The organism is Nostoc sp. (assembly GCF_036916975.1).
GTDB lineage: Bacteria > Cyanobacteriota > Cyanobacteriia > Cyanobacteriales > Nostocaceae > Nostoc.
Window position 1 is genome coordinate 42363 of the sequence record NZ_JBALFF010000029.1, and the last position, 22861, is coordinate 65223.

The following is a 22861-nucleotide window of genomic DNA, read 5'->3' on the forward strand; positions in this document are numbered from 1 at the left end:
ATAAATTCAAACCTTTCTCCTCACATTCGTAAACCCATAGAAGCCTTCGTGTTTTGCGACGGTTGTAACCACCCCTTATCCATCATTTAAAGTTATTGAATTTCCAACACTATCACAGGAAAAAAATATGACTGCAACTCTACCTAAACAAGCCTCAAATACTATTAAGTTGCTACGCGATCGCGTCGTTCTAATTACGGGCGCAAGTAGCGGCATCGGTGCGGCAACTGCCAAGCTACTAGGACAACACGGCGCTGCGGTTGGCGTAAATTACTATTCTAATGAAGCAGCAGCACAGGACATAGTTGAATCGATTACATCCGATGGCGGTCGGGCAGTGGCAGTCAAAGGCGATGTCCGCGATTAGCAACAAGTCAATGCAATGGTGCAACAGATTTCAGATAATCTGGGTGCCATTGATACGTTGGTGATCAATGCCGTCACGAATTTTTCAATGGCTCCTTTTGTGGATCACCAGTGGGAAGACTTTGAAGCAAAATTGGTCGCAGAACTGAAAGCCGCTTTCTTCCCCTGCAAAGCAGTTGTTCCCTCCATGATCGAACACAAGCGAGGCTGCATCATTGCCGTCAGCACTGGGTTATCTCGCTATCCAGGTGAGGGATTTATCGCCCTCAGCACCGCCAAATCTGGATTAGATGCCTTCATCAAAAGTCTAGCACTGGAACTTGGCCCCCACGGCATTCGTGCCAATGTTGTAGCGCCTGGATTAACCCTGACCAATGCCACAGCCGGATTACCTCAAGAATATAAAGACGCTTCGGCTCAAAGGGTGCCATTAAAGCGAAATGGACTGCCAGAGGATATTGCCGGAGGCATTCTGCTGTTAGCATCGGAAGAAGCAAAATTTATTACCGGGGCATATTTACCCGTGAGTGGGGGTATACAAATGCTTTGATCGGTGTCAGGAAGCAATGATGAGACGAGGCGAGGGATGACGTAGATACTTGCATTTCTCACCCTGTTATCATTTTTTCAAAAATAAAATAAGTGTAGCAACCTGCTAACAACCAGTATCAAGTGCTTTCGATATACAGACATCCCCCTCTCATCTGACGCTATAGAGGGGGAGATAGCTAAGGTCAGAGGATATCTATCTATCAAAATTTGTAACCAAAGATAAAGGCGTTTTATTCTCAAAATATGTCTAATAACCTGGAAAGTTTGTAGCAGTTTACTGATCTATTACCCATAGAACCATTTGACTTAGAAGCAGCGATTGAATTTGGCAAGATTCAAAGCGAACTCAAAAAAATTAGTAAATCAACTGGAGAATTAGATGCGTTAATTGCTGCTGTTGTTCGTTCTCGCAATGATATTCTCGTGACTAATAACATCAAAGATTTTACTAATATTCCTAACTTACAATTAGAGAACTGGTTAGAAAATTAGACATAGATTAATTGTACCATTTGGAATACCAACCTCAGACAGACGCAGACCGACGTAGATAAGTTTGATAATCATCTGTATCTATCCGTGTTTTTCCTATGAACGAAGAAGTCTCCAAAAAACTAGAGCTAATCAGGCAAACCTTGCGTGAAACCGAAGTGCAAGGCGTGCGTTTGCGCGGTACAGACTGGTTTGCCTGGGCGACAGCTGGCGCTTCTAACACCGTGCTGCTTACTGCTGAAACTGGCGTAGCAGAAGTATTCGTAACTACTGAAGATGCTTGGGTATTGACGGATGAAATTGAAGCGCAGCGTCTTAAAGATGAAGAACTGCCTGCTAATTTTAAGGTGCATGTCAACCCTTGGGCTGATGGTGCTGCCCGTGAGTCTTTTGTTCGTGATGCAACTAGTGGCAAAAAAGTAATTAGCGATCGCCCCATCTCCAATTTAGAACAACCCTTACCCCCATCACTCAAACAGCATAAACGGGTAATGATGTCAAGTGAATTAGAGCGATATCGCCAAGTTGGGCAAAAAGCTAGTGTTGCAATGACAGAGGTACTCAAAATTGCCAAACCAACTTGGACAGAATATCAGTTAGCGGGTGCGGGTGCAGAGGCATTATGGGCGAAAGGCTTGCATCCGGCGCTGACACTGGTAGCGGGTGATAGGCGTTTACCGCTATATCGTCATGCTACAGCCACAGCAGAACAAATTGGACGGCAAGCGATGCTGGTGTTTTGCGCTAGAGGTTACGGTTTGTATGCAAATCTGACTCGATTTGTTTGTTTTGGTGCGCTTTCAAACGAAAAAGCCCAATTGCATTCCCATGTGCGCGAAATAGAAGCAGTAGTTTTAAATTTGTGCCAACCTGGAACTACTCTGGACACAGTTTATCACGCGCTAGCTCAGGCTTATCAACAGCATGGATTTTCCAATGCCATCCGTGAACATCACCAGGGAGGAACCACTGGATATTTAGCGCGAGAAATCGTAGCAAATCCAACTACTAGTGATACTTTGACAGAAGGTGTTGCTGTCGCTTGGAATCCTAGTTTAACTGGGGCAAAAATTGAAGATACTTTTGTGATTCTCAAAGATGGAAAGTTGGAAAATCTGACTTTTGATCCAAATTTTCCTAATGTTGAGGTAGAAGGAAGATTGCGCCCTGTACCTTTATATAATTAAAAATTATGGATTTTCAACAAGTATTCGGTAAACCACCTGAAAGTGAAGCCAGTGCGCCAGGAAGAGTAAATTTATTAGGCGAACATACCGACTATAACGATGGCTTCGTTCTTCCAACTGCGATTCCTCAAAGTACGACGGTACAGCTAGGTTTTAGTAGCGATGCCTACGGCGGGCTACGCCAACGCCAGCATCACTTTTACTCGGAAAATCTCAACGAGCAAGTGAGTATTTCAGATATCAATCATCAGCCCTCTGGATTTGCCAGTTATATTTTTGGCTGTATTGAGCTTTTGCAAAAAGCAGGGTATACAATACCATTACTTTGCGTATATGTCAAATCATCGGTTCCTATGGGTTCGGGTTTATCTAGCAGCGCAGCTTTGGAAGTGGCAACCCTCCGGGCATTACGCCAACTTCTGAACCTTCCCATTGATGATGTTGAAATTGCCCAATTCGCCCAGCAAGCAGAAATTCAATATGCTGGCGTGCAATGCGGCATCATGGATCAAATGGCTTCTAGCTTGGCTGATACTGAACATATCTTGTTTTTAGATACTCGCACTTTAGAACGCCGGGTGATGCCTTTGCCTGAAAAAGCGGAGATTTTGGTTATTGATAGCGGTGTACCGCGCACACTTGCAGGTAGCGGTTATAACCAGCGTCGGGCTGAGTGTGAGGAGGCGGCGCGATCGCTCAAAGTGAAAGCATTACGAGATATTACTGATGTTAATCTAACAGAAACATTACCCGAACCTCTACGCCGTCGCGCCCGTCATGTAGTTACAGAAAATAACCGCGTCTTAGAAGTATTGCAGGGAGTAACATCTGAGCGCTTTGGTGAATTAATGAACGCTTCCCACGCCAGCTTGCGAGATGATTACGAAGTTTCAGTACCAGCCTTAGATACGTTGGTAGAGATTTTGCAGAAAACTGAAGGGGTGTTTGGTGCAAGACTAACGGGTGCTGGCTTTGGAGGGGCAAGTGTAGCTTTGGTTAGATCGGGACAGAGCAAACGTATTGCAACTAAGGTCCTTGAACAATACAAGCAAGCGGGTTACAACGGACGAATTTTGGTTCCTTCTTTGGGATTGAGCGATGCAGCCTAAACCATCTCAACCTCTAATTGATGACTCTTGAGAAAATCATGGGTGAAATGATCCACCACATTTGTATCAGCTAATTCCAAATTATAAAAATCCACAGCTTCATGATCAAAATAGGGGCCAGCGTGCCAAGTACCCTCATGTAGCTTGATAAAACAATTTCCTGGAATGCGGAAAGCAGCAATTTCTTCTAACGCTGGTTGATTCACATCATTATTAGGAGGACAAACTGCAATTAACCAATCCTTCCCTGACAAACAACCCAGACATTGAGTACATTGCAGATGGCGAGTAATTTTGTGAAACTTTCGCCCTCTCTTCTCCAACCGCATAATATAAAATCGGGGAATCCCGTTTTGCAGGTTTAACTGGGCATCTTCCACATCGAAAGCTTTGCCATCAAGACTCGCAAAAATCACCTGTCCATAACGCCGAAAGTTTTCAGAAGTCACCCACTGTGCTTGCAATTGTTGCACTGTCTTTGATGTACTCATATCAAAACTTTGAAACGATTACTTAGGTTTATTTTCCGCCAAAATGACTGACTTTTATCCAGTCATAATGGTGAATTTCTGAGTTGAAATGCTCTACATTATTCTGAAAAAATAATCTCAGCTAGCTAGATAACTACGTACTTGTTCTTTTTGCCGTCGTAGAAGGCTGAGAGCTTTTTGCTCTATCTGACGTACCCGTTCTCGACTAATACCCATGCGATCGCCAATCTGTGCTAAAGAAAGTTCATATCCATCAGTCAGACCAAAGCGCAAGGTTAATATTTCTCGCTGCTGGGGAGAAAGCTTTGCCAACAAGTCTTGTAAGTCTTGGTGCAAAGATTCTTCAACAGCATAGTCTTCTGGAGAAGGCCCATCATCCTCTAGTATGTCCTGCAATTCTGTATCTTGTTGTTCACCAACTCGCGCCTCTAAAGAGAAGGGTTGACGGGCCAAGAACAAGCACTCTCGAACTTGGCTAGGTGTCAAAGATAACGCATTAGCAATTTCAGCAGTAGTAGGAACGCGACCTAACTGTTGAGATAATTCTCGCTGCACCCGTTTAATTTTGTTCAGTTTCTCAAAAACGTGGATCGGTAAACGAATCGTCCGTCCTTGTTGAGCGATCGCTCTTGTGATTCCTTGACGAATCCACCAGTAAGCGTAGGTAGAAAACTTATAACCAAGAGCAGGATCAAATTTATCCACCCCTCGTTCTAAACCTAAAGTACCTTCTTGAATCAAATCCATAAATTCCAGGTTACGGTGCTGGTATTTTTTCGCCACAGCTACCACTAACCGGAGATTAGCCTGAATCATTTTCTGCTTGGCTAGATGTCCTAAATTTAGCTGTTGCTCTACCACCTCAACACTTAACTCCACTTGATCTGCCCATTCTTGCAGCGTCGGTTCGTGTTTTAATTTCACAGCCAATTCTTCTTTAGCAGCTAGTAAATTCATCATCTGCTGCACTTGTTCGGCAAAAATAACCTCTTGTTCACGAGTCAACAAATCTACACGCCCGATTTCTTGCAGATAACTACGCACAATATCATCTGTAGCTCGAGGTTTTTTATCTGCGGCTAAACTTTTTTTCTTCGTTTTTTGAACTTCGGTAGGTGGAGATGTTAAGTTGCTCATGGTTATTTGCTCCTCTGTAACCTCATCAATTTATTGGGATCAAGTCTAGATATTCAGACCCATAGCCATTTCACACTGCTAATCAATCAATTGGCAATACTGAAGAATTCTGGTCTATGATACATTACAAGTCAATTATTGGAGATAATAAACCCAAAATCAACCCACCCCCTAATAATAACATCATCAGTAGTGACAAATCAATTGCCTCAACGATCATCACTATGTTTTTTGAACCTATTACACTGATTTATTATTGATATTTGCATATCTGTAAACCTGATTATTATTAATTTATTTTTGCAATAAACTTGAGAATAATAAAAATTACCCTACAAAGTATTTTTTTCAATAAACAACTTAAAAATAATAATTTTCTACATCAGTCATAATTTAAGATTATTAAAACATAAAAAAATGATTTATTTTAATTTGTGCTATTCTGGTTATATTTCAATTTTATTTTAATGAGATCCCAACTTATTAAACATAAAATGCCTATTTTTCACCTCTAGTTTTTTACTAAATAATCCAATCATATCAAGCCGATTACGTAGAATAGTAACCATGAAAAAAATAATCAATCGTTGTGTAGGCAGGGGAGCAGGGAGCTATTAGCTGGGGGAAAATAAAAATATCATCTGAATAAATTGGGTAATTTATTCTCTGGAAGTCCCTAACTAGGGATTTAGGAGGGCAAAGAGGCAAGTATCCATGATAATTGCCCTTGTGTCATTCTGCACGCAGACATCTGCATTAGGTGCAGTATTATCAATGCAATTACTCTTGGCGACATTTTTTTGACCAAAAGTAGTAATATTGGTCACATTAACATCAAGGATAATACTTGGCAAGACAGCAACACCCACGCCGCGATCGCAAGTAATTATCCTATTGAAACGAAAAGACTTACGTTTAGGGGTGGGGTTCTTATACCCCACAAAGGCCGAGAATCGCTATATGTTGAAGTTTTAACCTAACTATTCAACCATCACTTTAGTAGATATTGGTTAAGAAAAGCATTCATCTTCATTGGCAAATAACCCGAAATTAAGTGTCTTACCTGCTTTTCTGAGCAGCGTAAATTATCTATATAAATGACCTATCAATAATTAGTTATCTCTTGCTAGAAAAGTTCTATATCAAAACTTAGTAACTGTCACACTAATACCAGAATCGAGTTTAGGAACCTTAAGATACTCAATTGGCTCAGTACTTTGAGAAGTTTGGCTATTTGTTGGCTTTTGACATTGCTTAAAGAAAGCGTCTGGGTTATTGATGAACTCAAGCGGGTTAATCTTTTGGCATCCTCCCTCCTGCTCGCGCGAAATTGGTTCAGAAGTTTGTTTGGGATTATTGGTCTGTCCGGTAAAATTATTCCATGTAGTATTAATCGTGGCTGGTTCCGTCAATAAAACTCCAGCCTGATTGTAATTGCCTGTTGTGATGGGAACATTTTCTTGGTTAGCATAGGCACTCTGGGGGAGAGCAAGTCCACTAATCACAACGACTAAGGCGATAGAAGATAATTTCATAATTCAATGTCTTTACATTTAATGTAAGTTTAATAATAAAAATTAACTAGATACAGAAGCAAAAAAATAACGGACTAGTTTTAATACTTCAGGCTAACACAGTTAGCAAAAAGTTTAGCTAAACTTCATTAAAAATATAGTGAACTTTATTTAGTCGGATGTAGACTTCTGCCTAAAAGGATGGAGTTGATGTATCTATAGTCTAACGATGTCGGAATTTGAAACTTGTCTGTTCTCTTCTTTCTGCTGCAATTGTGCTAAATCATATTTTTTTAGCCGTATTAATTTAGTCGGTCAACCTCAAACTTTCTTCTTGGTATAAACCAGGAATGAAAACAATTTTACCTAGTTTATCTTTCTTGACATAGTTCGGTTTCATTGTGCAAACTTAGTTACTAGGCGTTTATCTCTTATAAGTGTTACCATCCAGTTACACGCATAATACAACCGATATGTTACAAGTAACTGGTTCGTTGCTGGTAGGCTGGCACAGTTGTTTTATTCCTTATCCTTACTTAACCAATTAATTTCTTTTGTCTTTTCAGAATCAGCAAAAAGGTAGCGAATATAGTAGCAATTGTATAAATATTTTGTAAAGTTCTCCAATTCAGTGTTCTTACATAATATGATGTTGATTAATAGATGATTAATTAAGACTTCCATTACTAGTAACACAATGCTAAGTTAACCAAAACAAATCAGAAGTCACCCAAGTAGGAAAAACCTTTTAGTTTTCCTGTTTTTTATCAGGATAATATCAAGCAATATCAGGTAAAATATCACTGATAAGACTATATTGATACATGTCAAAGGCAACGTATCTAAAGTATAATAATCGTTTAATAGCAAGGGTTTTGATATTTCATTATTTAGGCAATTTTTTGCTCAATATCCTTATCCAGCAAGAGTTTAAAAAATGCCGTGTGTTCGCCCTAATATACATCTGGAGGATAAAACTGGTGCATTTTAGTCGAATATATTCAGCAAACTAGGAGATAGAGAAAGGTTTTGCCGTTCAAAAAAGTTGACTATTAATTAACTAAATCATTAACGTCTACACTTGTTTATCAATTAGCAGACAATCAACGCAGATATTACCATAATAAATTAGACTACAGTGCTAGTGTCGGTAAAAACTGAGAAATATCTCCTGTAAGTAAATCAACTTCTTTATAAAATTTGTATATATTATGACCAGAGAACCTTTACCACACATTGAAGAAGTAAATATTCAGAAATACTTAGAAGTTATTCAACGGCGTTGGCTACCTCTTGTCGGAATTTGTGGCATAGCTGTTACCCTTGGATGCTTATATGCATTTTCACTAAAACCCTCATACAGGGCAGAAGGAAGTTTGATGATTAAAACAAATCGTTCTTCCTCACTCACAGGGTTATCGGAAGACATAGGACGCTTGGAAGCTTTGAATGTGAACGATAATCCTCTGGAAACTCAGGTGAGAGTTATTGGATCAAATCCAGTGATGGAGAAAACAATTAATTCCCTCAACCTCAAAGATAGCAAAGGCAAACTGCTCTTGATTCCCGACTTGGCAAAACAACTAAAAATAGAAGGAATCAAAGGCACTGATGTTGTACAAATTTCTTATAAAGGCAGCAATCCTGAACTGGCTGCCAAAATCGTCAATAAAGTTATCGACAGTTATATCGAGCTAAATATTAAAGCTAATCAGAATGAAGCGCTTACAGCCAAAGAGATTCTTGTAACGGAAGTACCCAAAGCTGAGGAAATCGTCAGAAGAGCCGAATCAAAACTGCGGCTATTTAAAGAAAACAATAAAGTTGTTGTCTTGCAACAAGAAGCAAGTGCAGCAGTTGATACGATTTCCAAATTAGGAAACCAAATTTCTCAAGCTTTAGCTCAATTAGAGGATGTCAAAGGTCGTTTAGAACAGTTACGCAGTGAAGCTAAGATAGATTCACAGCAAGGTGTAATCGCATCTGAATTGAGTCAAGCACCTGGAGTTCAGAAAGTGCTTGCCCAACTCCAAGAAACAGAAAGCCAACTGGCACTAGAGCGTACCCGTTTTTCATCTGAACACCCTACAATTACTAACTTACAAGAAAAAATCGTAGCTCTTAAGAGCTTACTAAAAGAGCGGACGGGACAAGTCGCTGGTACAGAGCAGATAACAGAGGGAAGTTTACAGGTTGGACAACTACGGCAAAGCCTAATAGCAGATATTACTCGTGCTCAAGCAGAACGCGTCGGTCTAGAAAGACAAATTGCCACACTTTTGCAACAGCAAGATGCCTATATCAAACGAGCAAATAATTTGCCAAAGCTAGAACAGAGTCAACGAGAGTTAGAACGGAAGTTGCAAGCAGCTCAAACGACTTACGAAACACTTTTAAAGAAACGTCAAGAAATTGATATTGCACAGAACCAAAAGATTCCTAATGCTCGTGTCATTTCCTATGCTTTAACCCCCGATAAAGCGGAAGGTCCACGCAAAATCCTCTTTATTGTTGGTGGAGCAGGAGTTGGTATTTTCTTAGGTATCATTGTTGCCTTTGGTTTAGACTTAATAGACCGCTCGGTAAAGACCGTCAAAGAAGCCAAAGAAGTCCTGAAATACAGTGTTTTAGGAGTGATACCGACACAAAGTAGAAATGGTAAAGATCATTCTTCTATAGCAGGACTCGATAGAGCTATTCCCAAAGTCATTGGCAGAGATATTCCTTACTTCCCTCTTGGGAACGCATACCAAGTACTACAAGTGAACTTGAAGTTTCTCCGTTCTGATAAACCGCTAAAAAGCATTGTAATCACAAGTTCCGTTGCTAAAGAAGGGAAGTCTGACGTATCTGCAAATTTAGCTGTGACTATGGCTCAGGCAGGACGGCGGGTCTTGTTGGTGGATGCAGATATGCGTAATCCCATACAGCATCATATCTGGGGGCTAAAAAATGCAATTGGATTAAGTAATGTAATTATTGGAGAAGCATCTTTAGATACAACAGTGCAAGAAGTGATGCCTAATCTTGAGGTTCTTACTTCTGGAATTTTGCCTCCTAATCCAGTAGCAATGCTAGATTCTCAACGCATGGCAACATTAATTAGTAACTTTGGAAGAGATTACGATTTTGTTATTTTTGATACACCTCCTTTGTCAGGAATAGCAGATGCTGCTGTTTTAAGTACTCTCACTGATGGGATCTTATTAGTCGTTCGTCCTGGAGTGGTTGACCTTAACAGTGCGAATTCAGCTAAAGAGTTTTTAACTCAGTCTGGTCAGAAGGTGTTAGGGATAGTCATCAATGGCGTGAATACTAAAAATGAAACTAATAATTATTTTTATTACAACAAAAAACGACAAATTGAACAAGATTTAGTATCTAGTAGCTTAACAAAATTTTCCAAAGAGCGTTAAGGTACCCTATAAATTGCGAAAACAACCCTTACTACAAGCATTTAAAGCAAGTTTTTTAACGGCAGGACTAAATTAATGGTGTTAAGCAAAAATCACAAGCAATTCGTAAAAACAAAGACTCCATTAGCTAAATGGAAAGGCTCTCTTTACACAAATGCAATAATATTTAAAAATCAGGTACAAAACTATGACATATATCAGCAAATTTTATCTTCTCAACAAAGTAATGAATTAGTAACCAATCTTATTAAAGATAGTAAACCTTTTATGATTAGTCGCTTTGGTAGCACAGAAGCTTATTGTGTACATGAATATCTAAAAGGAGCTTACAAGGGATTTATATTTGAGTCAATGTCTAATGATTCTGGGTTTTTTCCAGTAGATGAAAAATATCTAGATCAATTTAGTCAATTTTTTTTACAATCGTCAAAATCTATAGATGTTTTAGGAGTATGGTTCCAAATTGGAGAGCCGGAAATTATCAGAAATTCTTGCCAAAAAGCTTCTTTGGTTGAATTAAATACACTTGAACCTTATTATCACAATGAGCCTTGGAGCAAAAATCTTGAAGGAAAAAAGGTTTTAGTCATTCATCCTTTTGCAGAAACTATTTCATCACAATATAACAACCATAGAAAGTTACTTTTTCAAAACCAAAACATTCTACCTGAATTTGAATTAATTACCTTAAAAGCAGTTCAGTCTCTGGCTGGAACTCAAACCCAGTTTAATACTTGGTTCGATGCTTATGAGTGGATGTGTAACAAGATTAAAGATGAAGATTTTGACATAGCTATTATAGGATGCGGTGCTTATGGACTTCCATTAGCTGCTTACGTTAAATCTCTGGGTAAACAGGCTGTGCATCTTGGAGGAGCAACTCAAATTCTTTTTGGAATTAAAGGCAACCGTTGGGATAAAATTCCATTTTTTCAGTCTCTTTATAATGAATATTGGGTGAGGTGTAGCCCTGAAGATATTCCTACAAATCCCTCAAAATATCCAGCGTATTGGTAATTATAGTACTGTGTCAAGCTAACAATGCTTGGATTAAATAACGTAGACGCAAAGCCGCTTGCCGCAGGCTACCGCTCCAGGCACAGAGAAGCCAGTGCGTTGTTGTGAAATGCTGTAAGCGGTTTTCCCGCCGTAGGAGCGTCACTCGGAGGGGAGTTCCCCCCGTTGTAGCACGACACAGGGAGAGAGATTCTAAAACTTGGTTTACTTAAGCATTGTTGACTTGACAGACTACTACATTGTCAAAACTATCTACCTTATCTTTTTGATATGGATAAAAATAACCTTAAAACATCTTGTTTAATTAATAATTACAATTATGCTGAATTTGTATCAGAAGCAATTTATAGTGCTTTAAATCAAACAGTTAAATTTGATGAAATTATTATTGTTGATGACGCATCCACAGATAATTCTGCTGAAGTTATCGCCAATTTTACTCATTTAGATAATGTTAAATTTATCCTAAAACAAAAAAATCAAGGACAGTTATCATCCTTTAACCAAGGGTTCTTAGCTGCAACTGGAGACATTATATTTTTTTTAGACGCAGATGATATTTATGAATCCCAATATTTAGAAACCGCCCTAAATTTTTATAAGAGTCATAGTGAATGTGATTTTATATTTTGTGCGTATAAAAAGATTGGAGTAGTAGAAGAAACATTTCAAGCTGATACAGTTGATTTAGATTTGGGTTATTCAGTAATCAGAACTTTATATAGTGGTGAATGGATTGGCTCTATAACTTCAACATTATCAATGCGTAGAGAAATAATTAGAAAATTTTTACCTATTCCCAATATAGAAGATTGGCGTGTAAGGGCTGATGACTGCCTAGTATGGGGAGCTTCTTTGGTAGGGGCTAAAAAGTTTTATATGTCTAAACCTTTAGTGATGTATAGAATACATTCAAATAATCAGTATCATAACAAAAAATTTTTAAACATAGACAACAGCTATGAATACAAGAGATTCTGGAAACGCAATTCCCTATTTAATTACATTATGCAAAAAAATAATTTTAGTTTCCCGTTATTATTAGCTTTTACGTCTCTCAATGAGTTAAAAACCATACCATTTCCAAAATATAAAGATTTTATTTTATATTTAAAAATAATTATTTTATTTGAACATACTTTTTTTTGGAAAACAAAGGGCATCATTTTATTATTTAGCTATTTTCTGAAAAATATGATGGCTGAAAAACTAAAAACATGGTAGATAATAAAGAATTTTAACCCTAAATAAATCTATGAAGTTTTGGAATTTAATAAACAAAAAACGCTTGATGTTTGTATTAATAGATAATGTTACATGATTAATTTATAAAAATAATGTTAAGTAAATTAAAATTTCAAAACTTATCAAAATTTAAATCTCGTTCTGGGCTGCGTGCAATTATTGCCAATACAGGTTGGTTGTTTGCTGACCGTATTCTCCGTATGGGTGCAAGCTTGGTCATAGGAGTATGGATAGCACGTTACTTAGGAGTACAACAGTATGGTCTGTTTAACTATGCTTTAGCTTTTGTTAGCTTATTTAGCCCAATTTTCACTCTAGGACTAGACGACGTAGTAGTTCGTCATATTGTCCGTCAATCATCAAACAAAGAAGAAATTTTAGGAACCACTTTTTGGCTAAAGTTGCTGGGTGGAATTGCTTCTGTCTTATTGACAGTTGGCACTATGTTTTTCTTAGGTGAGCATGAAACACTGAAGATATGGCTAGTTGCAATTTTAGCAATGGCAGGAATTTTTAGGGCGGCTGATACTATTGAACTATGGTTTCAATCACAAGTGCAGTCAAAATACACTGTGATCGCTAAAAATATAGCGTTTCTGCTAAATAGTATTATCAAAATCGCACTAATTTTAACAAAAGCACCATTGTTAGCTTTTGCTTGGGTAACATTAGCAGAATTTGTGATGAGTGCAATTGGCTTGCTGATTGTTTACCAAGTCAAAGGGTCTTCGTTGTGGTTATGGCGTTGGAGTTTTTCTGCTGCTAAAACTCTTATGAAAGAGAGTTTACCTTTAATTTTTTCGGGGTTCGCTATCATGATTTTTATGAAAATAGATCAGGTAATGTTAGGCCAAATGATTGGAAATACTGAGGTTGGGATTTATTCTGCTGCTGTCCGAGTTTCTGAAATTTGGTATTTTATTCCGGGGGCTATTGTTTCTTCTGTTGCTCCTGCAATTTATGCAGCTAAGGAAAAATCAGAAAGTCTTTATTATCAGCGAATAAGACAATTACTCAGTCTAATGACATGTATATCTTTTGGAATTGCTCTGCCAATGACATTCCTATCTGACAAGATAATTACGGTGATGTTCGGAAGTGGATATGCAGAAGCAGGAACAATACTAGCAGTTCATATTTGGACTTCTTTATTTGTATTTATGGGTCTTGCAACAACACCTTGGTTTATTGCTGAAGGTTTGAACCATGTTTCTTTAGGTAAAACTTTATTTGGGGCTATATTAAATATTGTTCTCAATTTATTCCTTATTCCTAAATATGCAGGACTTGGGGCTGCAATCTCAACAATAATCTCTCAAGCTGCTGCTACTTTTGTGTGCAATGCATTTGATTCAAGAACACAAAAAATATTTCAGATTCAGGTGCGATCGCTTCTTCCATTTTATAAATATTGATCGTTTTTACCTAACCTTTACATATTAAGTTCATTAGCCAAGTTAATTAAAGATGGAAACCCCAGTAACTTTTATTATTTTCAAGCGTCCACAGACAACAGAGAAAGTTTTTGAAGCTATTCGCCAAGCCAAGCCAACAAAACTTTTTGTAATTGCAGATGGGCCGCGCACTGACCGCCAAGATGAAGCAGAAAAGTGTGAAGCAACTCGGGCAATTATTGAAAGAGTTGATTGGAACTGCGAAGTTATCAAAAATTATTCCGATATCAACTTAGGTTGTGCAAAACGAGTATCTAGTGGCTTAGATTGGGTATTTAATAATGTTGAAGAGACAATTATTTTAGAAGATGATTGTATCCCTCACCCAACATTTTTCCGATTTAGTGAAGAACTGCTAGAAAAATATAGAAATGATACCAGAGTTGCCACAATCTCTGCTCAAAATCTTCAATTTGGACGAAAACGCACAAATTACAGTTACTATTTTTCTCGCTACAACCACTGCTGGGGTTGGGCAAGTTGGAGACGTGCTTGGCAACATTATGATTTGACGATCAAACTCTGGAAAGAGGTACAAGCAGAAAACCTTTTACATGACATTCTTGTAGACCAAAAAGCAATAAGTTATTGGCAACGAATATTTAAGTCTGTTTATAATAATCCGACAGGTATAACCTGGGATTATCAATGGACATTTGCTTGCTGGATACAAGGTAGCTTAAGCATTATTCCCAACGTCAATTTAATCTCTAATGTTGGTGTTGGTGTCGATGCGACTCATTTCACTTCCAACCAAGAATTTTCGTTCATTAATATGTCGATGCAAGCGATGGAATTTGCCTTAAAACATCCACCGTTTATTGTGAGGAATATAGAGGCAGATAACTTTACACAAAAAAAAGTCTATAAAGCAACCGCATTGGATATTTTTAAAGAGGAAGTAAAGAAAAGATTGAATTACTCAACGATAAAAAAATAGTGATATATTTAGGATATTACTAAAATTAAATATTAACAATGAATGTAAAATTAACAGAAAAAATATTAACTATTTTGCTATTACTGATTGCTGTAGGAGCTTTAACAATACACCCTGCACAAGAAGTTTCTATGTCTACTCTTGGAGGCGATAAGGTAGATAGTTTGTTCAATATAGTTTCATATTTAATATTATTTTATTTTTTAATTTTATACTGGAAAGGCTTTATTTATGTAATTAGCAAAAGTCCCTTACAGTTCTTTCTATTAGCAATAGTTATATTTTCTATATTGTGGTCAGAAGACCTAAGTTCTACTCTAAAAGATATAAAAGGTTTAATCCGAATATATTTTATTGCAATCTATTTGGCAATGCGTTATCCCCTTAGGGAACAAATGAGGCTAATAGCTTGGGCGCTTGGTGTTGCAGCATTATTATCTATGATATTTTCTGCATTCATACCAGGTTATATTCACACATCACCTGAATTACTAAATATGTGGAGCGGAATTTATGGTCATAAAAATGAATTAGGTTACATGATGAATTGGAGTGCAGGAGTTTTTTTACATCTTGCCCTTAGTAGCTATCGATATCGCTCGTTGATGTGGACACTATGCGGGTTATCTATATGTCTAATTATCCTCACGCGTTCAACAACATCTTTGGCTATCCTATTGACGATGATATTACTTTTACCTTTTTACCAATCTTTTAAAAAAACTAATTATAAATTACAAGTTATTATGATAACTTCAGCCTTAATGTTACTGATTATTGTTTCAATATTACTGATCAATAATGCTGAAACTGTAGTTGGTACTTCTGGTAAAGACCTTACCTTGAATGGGCGCTCTGATCTCTGGGAATTAGTGATAGCTAAGGTTTGGGAAAGACCTTGGCTAGGTTATGGATATTCTGGATTTTGGACTAGTAATGCTGCATCTAATCTGAGAGCTACTTATGATTGGGCAAGTAATGCTCATAATGGCTTTTTGCAACTATTGTTAGAATTAGGATTTTTAGGTTTATTAACTTTTGTAGCAGGATTTATCCGGTTCTTCGTAATGGCGCTGACTCGAATTGTTTCAGTAGCAGAAAAACCTGAAGATTATTGGCCAATGCAAATGCTAATTATCATTGTCATAGTGAATTTCTCAGAAGCAAGATTATTAACTCCCAGTTGGAATTGGTTGATGTATCTGACAACCTATCTATCTCTAACTCTTAGTTTTCAGAGGACACCAATATATAAATAGGTAAATAGTTTACATACTTGCATAACTAAAAGGAGAAAAAACATGAAAAAGTTAAATTTTGGATGTGGACACAGATTTTCGCCGGGATGGATAAATATAGATTTTAATTCTGAGCATCCTGAAGTGATTGCTCATAACTTACTGCAACCACTTCCATACCCTAAAGATTATTTCGATGTGATTTATAGCAGTCATGTTTTAGAGCATTTCTCTAAAGACACGGGAGAAATGCTTGTGAAAGAATGCTATAGAGTTCTAAAACCTCAAGGGATTTTACGTATCGTTGTTCCTGACTTAGAGCGAACATGCCGTGAATATTTAAGAATTATCGATAGTATTCAGAATGAGGAAGGAAAGAAACAATATGAATGGATTATTATTGAGTTAATCGACCAATTGGTTAGAACAGAGCATGGTGGTTTGATGAAAACTTATTGGCGACAATTGCTTGAAAATAATGATGAATCATCCAGAAGTTATGTAGAAGCAAGAACAGGTGTAAATATTAAAGAAGAAATAGCAACCCATGATACTCATTCTTTGTTAGAAAAGGTATTTAGTATTAATGAAAATAAACTAAAAAATAAATTCAAATACCTCTATCTTGACATAGTAAAAAGGTTGATACCACGGTATGTCCGTAAGTCTCTTATAGATGAAACTTCCCTTGGGGAAAAACATAAGTGGATGTATGATAGCTATAGTATGAAAACCCTCTTTGAAAGAGTTGGTTTTTCGGATATTAATTTTTTGGATGCCCATACAAGTGAGATTCCAAACTTTAGTAATGAAGTCTTAGATATTAATGCTGATGGAACAGTATATCTACCAGGCTCGTTATATTGTGAGGGCATTAAGCCAAACAAATAATACTGATTATCTGCGATACGGAAGGAGCATTATAGCGGTGTGCAGTTCAGTGAGATACAAAAACTTTGCTGAAATGATTTAACAGCAACGACTTTGGTGTTCTCATCCAATCAATAACCGCTATATCAAGTAGATTTTTTGAAAAATAGTAGTAATATGAACGTCTTGCTCCTTAGCACCCAGGATGTGGCTGGTGGTGCGGCTCGTGCTGCATATCGCTTGCACAAAGGTTTACAAAATATTGACTTACAATCACAAATGCTGGTGCAAGAAAAATCTATTGATGACAAAACAGTAATTGCACCTAAGCTCAGATTATTTCAAGGTATCGCCAAGGCCAAATTGACATTTGAAACTTTACCTTTAAAGCTTTATTCACAAAAGCAAAATACTCCATTTTTTATTCAATGGTTGCCAGATACTGTTGTTTCTAAAGTTGCTCAAATTAATCCAGATATCATCAATTTGCATTGGATTAGTGCAGCTTTTATGCAAATAGAAACCCTTGCTAAACTAAAGCGCCCTTTAGTTTGGACAATTCATGATATGTGGGCATTTACTGGAGGATGCAGCTATGCGGGAGATTGCGATCGCTACCAAATCTCTTGTGGAGCCTGCCCTCAACTGAACAGCAAAAAGGATGGGGATTTATCCCATTGGGTATGGCAACGCAAAATCAAAGCTTTGAAAAATTTGAATCTGACAATTGTTTCGCCAGGTTCTTGGTTAGCGGAATGTGCTAAGTCTAGTTCTCTGTTTAAAAATTTGCGAATTGAAGTAATTCCCAATGGGCTGGATACTCAGAAATATAAACCTGTTCATCAAGGTTTAGCGCGAGAATTATTGAATTTACCTCTGGATAAACAACTCATTCTCTTTGGAGCGCTAGATGCAACCAATGACTCTAGAAAAGGTTTTCATTACTTGCAACCAGCACTACAAGAATTAAGCAAATCTGGCTGGAAAGATAAATTGGAGATTGTTATTTTTGGTGCATCTAAACCTGAAAAGCCACCTGACTTGGGTTTCAGAACGCACTATTTGGGACATTTACACGATGATATATCTTTAGCAACTGTGTACTCAGCAGCTGATGTCATGCTTGTACCGTCTCTTCAAGAATCTTTTGGCCAGACAGCTTCTGAATCACTCGCTTGTGGTACTCCAGTTGTGGCGTTTAATTCTACTGGCTTAAAAGATATTGTTGATCATCAGCAAAACGGCTATTTGGCTAAATCTTATGAAATTGAAGATTTTGCCAAAGGAATTACCTGGATACTTGAAAATGAACAGAGGCTGCAAAAGCTGTCATTCTATGCTCGTGAGAAAGCCGAACAAAAATTCACTCTGGAACTTCAAGCACGTCGTTATTCAGCTTTGTTTCAGGAAATATTGATGACAGCGAATAAATCTTCATTTAGTCATTAACTTAAGAAATCAATACTTCATAATATGTCAATACCTATAGCTTTTATAATTTGTACAGAACCTGGTCGTTTAGAAGATCAATCTTTAATGCTTACAGAAAGTATTCGTAAGTTCTGCGGCGATTTGAAAAACACACCTATATATAGCTTTCACCCTAGAGTAGGTGAACCGATATCAAAGCAAACTCAACAAGCATTTGAAGCGTTGCAGGTGATTCATCAACAACTTCCTATAAACCAAGAATTTCATGAATATTATTTAGCTAATAAACCCTTAGTTTGTGCCTATGCAGAACAAAATATCGATGCAGAAATATTAGTTTTTTTAGACAGTGACAAATGCTTTTTCTCTGAACCAAAAGAATTTGTATTGCCAGTCAATTCTAATGTAAGAATGCGTCCTGAGTATGGTCAAGGAATTGGTTCTACAGGACTGCAAGATCCTCAAGAATGGTACTGGCAAAAACTATATGAAGTGCTGGGGGTAAAGCGTGAAGTATTTGTTGAGACACCAATTGGTAATAAAAGAATCAGAGCCTACTGGAATTCTGGTTTGGTTGTTGTAAGAAAGAGCGCAGGTATATTTACAGCTTGGAAAGAGAATTTTGAAAAAGTAATGCGGCTGGATATTAGTCCTCCTCAGGGTATTTATTTTGTTGAGCAGTCTGTTTTGTCTGTAACTTTATGTGCCTTAGAAGAAACGGTCGAACATCTTCCTCCTAATTATAGTTATCCATTACCTTTACATAACCGTTTGTCAAAAAAACTACAAATTCAACATTGGGATGAAATTATATCCATTCATTATTTCAACTTATTCTTTTACAACGATTGGAATACACAAATCGAAAAATTGAAAAAACTTAATAACAATTCCGAAAAATATCGATGGTTGTGTCAAGAGGTTGTCAGACTCAATATGCCTCGTGTATCAGTTTTGCATCGATATATGTTGGTAGTCAGAAGAATGGAACAAAAATTACAAAACTTTAGTTTAGATATTAACTTGAGTGGCTGGATAGAAAGGATGGCTAAACTTTAAACCTAATCGAAAATCAAATAAGTATTTGTTGCTTTGAATATAAAAATAAGAACTCTCTGGAACTCTTATTTATTCTCTGCAAGATGCTGCGCGAACGTATTTTTTGTTTCCTTTGCGGTTCACTTTTTTATAGTTTTGCGTAAGTCCTGATGTAAAAGTTACGCATAAATTATTTGCATTGAATATTTCATAAAAATTAGATGAGGTAAATGAGATGAAACAAGCAAATTTAGCTGTAATTATGACCTGCTACAACAGGCGTAATACAACTCTTGCCTGTCTACATGCTTTGTATGAGCAAACAAATTATTGTGATGTTTATTTAACTGATGATGGTAGCTCTGATGGGACTGCACAAGCTATCAAAGCAGAATATCCAGAGGTACACATTCTTCAAGGTAATGGCAATTTATTCTGGGTAGGAGGAATGCATCTCGCCTTTGGTAGGGCGATAAGAAATCAATATGATTATTATCTGTGGTTGAATGATGACACATTTTTGGAAGCCAATGCTGTTAGTAGATTATTACAGATTCATCAAAATTTGACTGAACAAGGTTATTCAGACTCAATTGTAGTTGGTTCAACTAAAGACCCAATAACAGGAAAAGCAACCTATGGAGGAGCAGTAAAATCTAAAAAGTGGTATTCTAATAAGTTTGAATTTTTAAAACCAAGTTCGGTTATCCAAAAATGCGATGCTATGTATGGCAACTGTGTGTTAATCCCTAAAACTGTTGTCGCCAAAGTTGGCAATCTTGATAGAGCTTTTGTTCACACTTTAGGAGATTTAGATTATGCCCTCAGAGCGCGTAAATTGGGTTGTCAAATATGGGTAGCTCCTGGATATGTTGGTACTTGTACTAAAAATCCTATCCGAAATAGTTGGGTAGATACCAATTTAAGTATACTAGAACGCTTGAATAAGGTGTTACAAATTAAAGCATTTCCATTGAAATCTTGGACTATATTTTGTAGCAGACACTCTGGGAAAACCTGGATATTTTACTGGTTTTTACCCTATATCAGAGCAATTATTGGTTACAAAAATTTGGCAATCTCTTCCACATTTTCTGAGGATATTAACCAAAGTAATTTATAAGCTTTATCGTTGCACTAAAGTTATTCTCCAAGAATATCTGCATAAAGTTACGAATGCCGCCTCAAAGATGAAGTTCTTAAGTATTAGAATAATCAGCAATTCTCATTATGGGTAAACGCTTACTAATTGTCTCAACACTCGATTCTAGTCAGCCATTTGGTGCTTTTACTAGACCTTTTTATCTCGGACAATACCTTACTAAATATTTTGATGTTTTTCAAATAGGATTAGATTGTTCATCTGTTAAATATGCACCTTCTATTTCAATCGTATCAAGAAGTTTGAAGTCATATATTCAAAGTATAAAAAAGTGCATTGATGAGTTTTGTCCAGATATCATTTATGCTCAAGAAACATTACCTGGATTAGCTGCTTTAATTTCACTGAAGCTTATAAAACGCAATAAGCCCTACCTTGTATTAGATTTTCATACATTTTCCGCATACGAATACTGGATGCGCTTATTTTCAGTTGTCAATCCTTTCAAGGAGTTTGTACAATGTATTAAGACATATATTGCTCAGGGAATTTTGATATTCTCTGGTGTTCCAATTATTGCTGCCGGTGACTCAATCCCTAAATTAATTTCTCAGTGGTATGGTAAAAGTCCACAGGAGATTTATAGTATTGGGAATGGTGTGACTGAAGATTTACTAAATGCTGAATTGTTCCTGGATAAAGATCCCTATCTAGCATTCAGACCAGCAAAAATAGTGGTTCTTATTGCTCCTAAGACATTTCAATTTCCAAGCAATAATATGTCTGTATTAATGACTATTGAGGTTGCTAAATATCTTGAAAATCATCAAGAGAAGGTACATTTTGTTATTATTGGTAGAGATAGTAATGAAATTTTAGCACCGATACCTTCTAATATTTCTTTTTTAGGGTTTTTACCTAAAAGAGAGGCTTTTGTTGCTCATCTTAAATATGCAGATATTGCTTTGCTGCCTTTCTCAAAACAGGCAGTAGCAGGTGGCGCTCGCAATAAAGCATTAGATTATTTTGCAAGTAAAAAGTTAGTTGTATCAACACCAGAAGGTTTGCGAGGTTTAGAAGAATTTCGCCATTTAGAACATCTTTTAGTAACAGGATACTCTACTGAAGAAGTCGCTAATACAGTGCTGGATGCAGCTTCAAATATTGCTAAATATCAATCACTTGTAGATAGTGCATATACCTTAATTACAGAAAAATATTCCTGGAATGCAAGAGCGCAAAATATCGCAACAATACTCATTGAAGTCAGTAGCTCTTAGCTCTATTTATTTACCAAAAAATTTAATTAGCATATTTAAATATGCTAAAAAATAGTTTTAAAATACTCACCTTGGCTGTGAGCTAACCTTTCATACTTCCAAAATAACAATTAACTCATGAAAAATCGATTTTCTTATAAATTTCTCGGTGTTAAAGTGGATGCACTCTCTATCCCAGAGTTAAATTTATTGATTGAAGAATCTATTGAGAAGAATCAGAAATGGATTATTGCTAATCATAACATGCATAGTCTTTATCTCTTCCATAATGATCCAAGAATGCAAGCTTTTTATGCTAAGGCAGAATATACCCATATTGATAGTATGCCTCTATTGTTCATTGGAAAGCTCTTGGGTTTTCCTATGAAACGAGAACAAAGGGTAACCTATGCTGATTGGGTATGGCCTTTGATGGCAGAAGCATCTGATAAAGGTTGGCGTGTATTTTATTTAGGTTCAAAACCAGGAGTCGCTGAAAAAGGAGCAAGTATTTTGTGCCGCAGATTTCCTGGGTTACAAATTGCTTGCGCTCATGGCTATATTGGCATAGATAAAGATAGTCAAGAAAATCTTGCTACTCTGGCTGCAATTAATGCTTACAAACCTCATGTATTGATGGTGGGGATGGGTATGCCACGCCAAGAACGTTGGATTTATGAAAATCTTGAGCATATTCATACCAACAGTATTTTGACCAGTGGAGCCTGTATTGACTATGTAGCAGGAGCAGTACCCACTCCTCCTCGCTGGATGGGAAAGGTGGGCTTGGAATGGTTGTATCGCTTGTTATCTGAACCTAAAAGACTTTGGAGACGTTACTTACTTGAGCCTTGGTTTCTAGCCACTTTATTTTTACGAGAAATTTGGAGTATGCCAAGTCAACAAAAAAATAAAATGCTACTATTTCTGAGTACAAAATTTCATAAGTTTCTAGCTTGATTGAGTCTTGCCAAGCCTTACCAGTAGATCGATAAATTCGTGA

Annotated in this window: 18 protein-coding genes and 2 pseudogenes; 16 read left to right on the forward strand and 4 right to left on the reverse strand. The window is 37.0% G+C overall.

Annotation, left to right across the window (positions count from 1 at the left end; genetic code table 11):
- Window positions 1-127: 127 nt before the first annotated feature.
- From V7K73_RS05015 to galK, 4 genes and pseudogenes are all read left to right on the forward strand, one after another.
- Window positions 128-916 (forward strand): annotated as a pseudogene (locus V7K73_RS05015) (SDR family NAD(P)-dependent oxidoreductase).
- A 245-nt stretch (window positions 917-1161) separates the two neighbouring features.
- Window positions 1162-1410: pseudogene (locus tag V7K73_RS05020) on the forward strand (type II toxin-antitoxin system VapC family toxin); the annotation flags it as partial.
- Window positions 1411-1508: 98 nt separating this feature from the next.
- Window positions 1509-2597 carry a M24 family metallopeptidase gene (locus tag V7K73_RS05025; protein WP_334877686.1) on the forward strand — a complete coding sequence of 363 codons (1089 nt, stop codon included), beginning with the start codon at window positions 1509-1511 and terminating at the stop codon, window positions 2595-2597.
- 5 nt (window positions 2598-2602) lie between these two features.
- The gene (gene galK / locus V7K73_RS05030) at window positions 2603-3706 is read left to right on the forward strand and encodes a galactokinase (RefSeq protein WP_334877688.1); all 1104 of its coding nucleotides are present in this window, start codon (window positions 2603-2605) and stop codon (window positions 3704-3706) included.
- Here the strand turns inward: galK and V7K73_RS05035 are convergent.
- From V7K73_RS05035 to V7K73_RS05050, 4 genes are all read right to left on the reverse strand, one after another.
- Window positions 3703-4197, reverse strand: coding sequence for an ureidoglycolate lyase (locus V7K73_RS05035; protein WP_334877689.1), 495 nt, complete (start codon window positions 4195-4197; stop codon window positions 3703-3705). The two genes, galK and V7K73_RS05035, sit on opposite strands and share 4 nt — an antisense overlap.
- A 117-nt stretch (window positions 4198-4314) precedes the next feature.
- The gene (locus V7K73_RS05040; protein WP_334877691.1) at window positions 4315-5334 is read right to left on the reverse strand and encodes an RpoD/SigA family RNA polymerase sigma factor; all 1020 of its coding nucleotides are present in this window, start codon (window positions 5332-5334) and stop codon (window positions 4315-4317) included.
- 680 nt (window positions 5335-6014) lie between these two features.
- Window positions 6015-6275, reverse strand: coding sequence for a DUF3172 domain-containing protein (locus tag V7K73_RS05045; RefSeq protein ID WP_334877693.1), 261 nt, complete (start codon window positions 6273-6275; stop codon window positions 6015-6017).
- Window positions 6276-6476: 201 nt separating this feature from the next.
- On the reverse strand, window positions 6477-6869 hold the full coding sequence (locus V7K73_RS05050; RefSeq protein ID WP_334877694.1) for a hypothetical protein: 393 nt from the start codon (window positions 6867-6869) through the stop codon (window positions 6477-6479).
- 1190 nt (window positions 6870-8059) lie between these two features.
- Here V7K73_RS05050 and V7K73_RS05055 point away from each other — a divergent pair.
- The 12 genes from V7K73_RS05055 (at window position 8060) to V7K73_RS05110 (ending at window position 22818) form a co-directional block, all read left to right on the forward strand.
- Window positions 8060-10264 carry a GumC family protein gene (locus tag V7K73_RS05055; protein WP_334877696.1) on the forward strand — a complete coding sequence of 735 codons (2205 nt, stop codon included), beginning with the start codon at window positions 8060-8062 and terminating at the stop codon, window positions 10262-10264.
- Between the two features lie 75 nt (window positions 10265-10339).
- Window positions 10340-11281, forward strand: coding sequence for a hypothetical protein (locus V7K73_RS05060; protein ID WP_334877698.1), 942 nt, complete (start codon window positions 10340-10342; stop codon window positions 11279-11281).
- A 270-nt stretch (window positions 11282-11551) separates the two neighbouring features.
- Window positions 11552-12505: a glycosyltransferase family 2 protein gene (locus V7K73_RS05065; protein WP_334877700.1), complete on the forward strand. Its 954-nt coding sequence runs from the start codon at window positions 11552-11554 to the stop codon at window positions 12503-12505.
- Between the two features lie 113 nt (window positions 12506-12618).
- Window positions 12619-13941 (forward strand): flippase, encoded by a 1323-nt coding sequence (locus tag V7K73_RS05070; RefSeq protein ID WP_334877702.1) that lies wholly within the window; start codon window positions 12619-12621, stop codon window positions 13939-13941.
- Between the two features lie 52 nt (window positions 13942-13993).
- Window positions 13994-14920 carry a glycosyltransferase family 2 protein gene (locus V7K73_RS05075; protein WP_334877703.1) on the forward strand — a complete coding sequence of 309 codons (927 nt, stop codon included), beginning with the start codon at window positions 13994-13996 and terminating at the stop codon, window positions 14918-14920.
- 38 nt (window positions 14921-14958) lie between these two features.
- Window positions 14959-16179 carry an O-antigen ligase family protein gene (locus V7K73_RS05080; RefSeq protein ID WP_334877705.1) on the forward strand — a complete coding sequence of 407 codons (1221 nt, stop codon included), beginning with the start codon at window positions 14959-14961 and terminating at the stop codon, window positions 16177-16179.
- 42 nt (window positions 16180-16221) lie between these two features.
- Window positions 16222-17049: a class I SAM-dependent methyltransferase gene (locus V7K73_RS05085; RefSeq protein ID WP_334877707.1), complete on the forward strand. Its 828-nt coding sequence runs from the start codon at window positions 16222-16224 to the stop codon at window positions 17047-17049.
- A gap of 156 nt (window positions 17050-17205) precedes the next feature.
- Entirely contained in the window at window positions 17206-18477 is a 1272-nt protein-coding gene (locus V7K73_RS05090) for a glycosyltransferase family 4 protein (RefSeq protein WP_334877709.1), read from the forward strand.
- A 24-nt stretch (window positions 18478-18501) separates the two neighbouring features.
- Window positions 18502-19518, forward strand: coding sequence for a hypothetical protein (locus V7K73_RS05095; RefSeq protein ID WP_334877711.1), 1017 nt, complete (start codon window positions 18502-18504; stop codon window positions 19516-19518).
- A 214-nt stretch (window positions 19519-19732) separates the two neighbouring features.
- Window positions 19733-20620, forward strand: coding sequence for a glycosyltransferase family 2 protein (locus tag V7K73_RS05100; RefSeq protein WP_334877713.1), 888 nt, complete (start codon window positions 19733-19735; stop codon window positions 20618-20620).
- Between the two features lie 107 nt (window positions 20621-20727).
- Window positions 20728-21879 (forward strand): glycosyltransferase family 4 protein, encoded by a 1152-nt coding sequence (locus V7K73_RS05105; RefSeq protein ID WP_334877715.1) that lies wholly within the window; start codon window positions 20728-20730, stop codon window positions 21877-21879.
- Between the two features lie 117 nt (window positions 21880-21996).
- Window positions 21997-22818: a WecB/TagA/CpsF family glycosyltransferase gene (locus tag V7K73_RS05110; protein ID WP_334877717.1), complete on the forward strand. Its 822-nt coding sequence runs from the start codon at window positions 21997-21999 to the stop codon at window positions 22816-22818.
- Window positions 22819-22861 lie beyond the last annotated feature (43 nt).